A 2,888-nucleotide genomic window follows, 5' to 3' on the forward strand; every position below is an offset into this window, starting at 1 on the left:
CGACAAGGGCATCGGGGATATCGCGCATTTCCTTGATCCCGATCAGGAACTTTTCAAGTTTCGTCCGTTCCTTTTCGAAACCGGCGATCTCCTTTTTCGTCCATTTGGTCGACCCCTCGAGAAATTCGGGGGAACCGAGCTCCACCATGCGGTTGACTCTTTTCTTGATCGTGGGAAAGTTGGTAAGAAGACCGCCGAGCCAACGGTGGTTTATATAGAACTGCCCGCAGCGGAGGGCCTCATCTTTAATGGTATCCTGGGCCTGCTTCTTGGTCCCTACGAAAAGGACGCTCCCGCCGCTTTTTGAAACCTCCCGGAGAAAATCATAGGCCTTTTCGAGACCCTTGACGGTCTTTTGAAGGTCCACGATGTAGACGCCGTTCCTCTCGGTGAATATGTAGGGTTTCATTTTGGGATTCCAGCGCCTTGTCTGGTGCCCGAAGTGCACTCCGCACTCCAGAAGCTGCTTCATGCTTACCACTGCCAAATTTTCCGCCTCCCTGGTTTCGGTTTTCCCTCCACGACCGTCATCCGAAAAGCGGAATCCGCGGCTAAGCGGACACCCCCACTTTCGTCCAAATCGTGTGCGTGATAAGGGCCAACGGGGAGTATATCACAGTTTTCGATTGACCTGCAAGAACTTGTGGAATACCATATACCCGTGATACCTACTTATCGTTAAAAAAAGCGACGGGAAAAGGAGAGGAAATTGATGTCCCTGATCGAACGGATCGATAACATGTCTCCCCAGCAAAAAGCCATGTTGAACAGGCTCAAGAGAGTCGAGGGCCAACTTCGGGGGATACAGAGGATGATCATTAACGAAAAACCCTGCCAGGAAATCCTCTTGCAGCTATCCGCCGCAAGGAAGGCCATGCAGAACGCCTGCATAGAGATACTCAAGGGTTACGTCAGGAAGTGCCTTGCCGAGTCCGGCACCCCCGACATGGATGAACTGGAAAGGCTCATATCCACCCTGATCGACCTGGCCCCCCTTTCCGGCGAAAAGGAGGAAGAATCCTGAGGGGCTGCTTCACCTAGGGCAGCATCAGGCCGAGCATCTCCCCCACGGAGACCTTCTTCCCGCTGGTCGAATCGACCAGCGAGTCACCGGAACGGATCCAGGCTTTCCAGCAGGCAAGGGCCTTTTCCTCCCTGGCAAATACATGGCAAGACCCGGTAAGGGATCTCCAACCTTCTCTGCCTTCGGTCATCGCTGTCCCCTCGGCGATCATCACCGCCCTCGGGCGCGAAATGTTCACGGGAAGCCTTATCCCTTCGGGTTCCCCTTCCATCACCCGGAGGGCGTCCTTTTCCTGGATAATATGGGCTCTTCCCCCCGAGGCATCGACGACGACCGTCAGTGTCCTGTAGGCAGGACGTGAGAAAAGGCCAGTCCGAAACGCCTCTACCGGGATAAGGTAGACGGGTTGCAATACAACTTCCGCGCCCTCTTCCCATTTCAAAACCGGTTCGATGCACCCGCGGAAAGCGTCGTTCTCCCCCATGACCGGACCTCCCGGTTGAAGCGATCCCCTGCAGGGGATCCAGTTTGTCCGCGGCACCCGGATGACCGTATACCGTTGCTCCCTTCCGGGCCTGGCGGGGTTTTACGACCTTCCGTCACGCGGGTCTGGAACCCCTGCAGGGGATCGTTTGCTGGTGTCCAGTATATCACCGGCGGATTTGGGCCTGTCCTCCCCTGCCGGACTTAACAAAGAAAGGGCCCCGACGCCGGGGCCCTGAAGCTTCTGGCGGAGAAGGAGGGATTCGAACCCCCGGGACGTCGCCGCCCAGACGCTCTCCAAGCGCCCGCCTTCGACCACTCGGCCACTTCTCCATTTCATCGCACCCTTATTATATGGCGGAGAGAGTGGGATTTGAACCCACGAGACGGCTCATCACCGCCTAGACGATTTCGAGTCGCCCGCCTTCGACCACTCGGCCACCTCTCCACCTTTCTTCCCCACCGTCAGCGGAGGGCCAGGAAGAACTCCCGGAGCATTTTAGCACATTCTTCCGCGAGTACGCCACCGGTCACTTCGCACCGGTGGTTGAGCCTGGGATCCCTCGGAATATCGTAAAGCGTTCCGCAGGCACCCCAGCGGATATCCCTCGCCCCGTAAACTATACTCTTCACCCTGGACTGAACCAAGGCCGACGCGCACATCGGGCAGGGTTCAAGGGTCGAATACAGGGTTGAGCCTTCCAGTAGCCAGCTCCGAAGGCTTTCGGCGGCTCCCCTGAGGGCCAGTATCTCGGCGTGGGCCGTCGGGTCCTTCAAGCTCTCCCTCCGGTTATGCCCCTTTCCCACCACCGACCCGTCGAGGACCAGGACGGCCCCTACGGGCACCTCGCCCATGGAGGCGCCTTTGCGGGCTTCCTCCAGGGCAATTCTCATGAAGGCTTCATGTACTTCCATGACCGGCGTCTCCTGGCCCGTCATCGGCGGTTTCCATCCCGGCTCAGAAAAACGAGTATCCACAGCAGCGCCAAAGACAGGACCAACGCCGCCACGCCGAGGGGGATCCGGCCTCCGGAGCCGCCCCGTGGTTCGGGAACCGAGAGATACAGGGGCGAAATCCGCCCCCCGTCCGACACGAGGCAGGCGTCGCCTTTCAGTTCACCCAGCCGGAAGCCTTCGGCGGGAAAGGGTTCGCCAAGGCCATTCCTGGGCCATCCAACCACCAGGACGGTTCCAACGCCCTTCCGGGGAAGGATCTGGAAAAAGGCATCCCTGTCGACGTCAAGGGTGGCTTCGTTTTTTCTGCCCCCCGTTATTTCGACCTCATCGCCTCGCCGCAGGGCTGCCAGTGGGATCCCCCGGGTGAATAGTTCCTCCAGTCGGGCCGCTATGACGGCGTCGCCTTTCAGGTTTTCCCATCGCA

5 protein-coding genes, 2 tRNA genes and 1 other RNA gene are annotated in these 2,888 nt (G+C 58.6%); 1 reads left to right on the forward strand and 7 read right to left on the reverse strand.

From position 1 onward, the window contains the following. On the reverse strand, window positions 1–487 hold a 487-nt coding region (rpsB, locus tag GX108_06740), incomplete at its 3' end, for a 30S ribosomal protein S2 (GenBank protein ID NLO56731.1). A gap of 225 nt (window positions 488–712) precedes the next feature. On the opposite strand from rpsB, the gene GX108_06745 reads away from it, so the two are divergent. Next, complete coding sequence (locus tag GX108_06745) at window positions 713–1,024, forward strand: metal-sensitive transcriptional regulator (protein NLO56732.1); 312 nt, start codon at window positions 713–715, stop codon at window positions 1,022–1,024. Window positions 1,025–1,037: 13 nt separating this feature from the next. Here the strand turns inward: GX108_06745 and GX108_06750 are convergent, their stop codons facing one another. The 6 genes from GX108_06750 to GX108_06775 form a co-directional block, all read right to left on the reverse strand. Beyond that, window positions 1,038–1,508 (reverse strand): hypothetical protein, encoded by a 471-nt coding sequence (locus GX108_06750; GenBank protein ID NLO56733.1) that lies wholly within the window; start codon window positions 1,506–1,508, stop codon window positions 1,038–1,040. Between the two features lie 33 nt (window positions 1,509–1,541). Then, window positions 1,542–1,640, reverse strand: an RNA gene (gene ffs, locus GX108_06755) — signal recognition particle sRNA small type. A gap of 112 nt (window positions 1,641–1,752) precedes the next feature. Continuing rightward, a tRNA-Ser gene (locus GX108_06760) sits at window positions 1,753–1,840 on the reverse strand. A gap of 22 nt (window positions 1,841–1,862) precedes the next feature. After that, window positions 1,863–1,955 (reverse strand) — tRNA-Ser (locus GX108_06765). Between the two features lie 17 nt (window positions 1,956–1,972). Then, on the reverse strand, window positions 1,973–2,422 hold the full coding sequence (locus GX108_06770) for a nucleoside deaminase (protein ID NLO56734.1): 450 nt from the start codon (window positions 2,420–2,422) through the stop codon (window positions 1,973–1,975). Between the two features lie 20 nt (window positions 2,423–2,442). Further along, window positions 2,443–2,888 (reverse strand): hypothetical protein (locus GX108_06775; protein ID NLO56735.1); only part of this gene is annotated, 446 nt, incomplete at its 5' end.

The organism is Thermovirga sp., assembly GCA_012523215.1.
Taxonomy (GTDB): Bacteria; Synergistota; Synergistia; order Synergistales; family Thermovirgaceae; genus 58-81.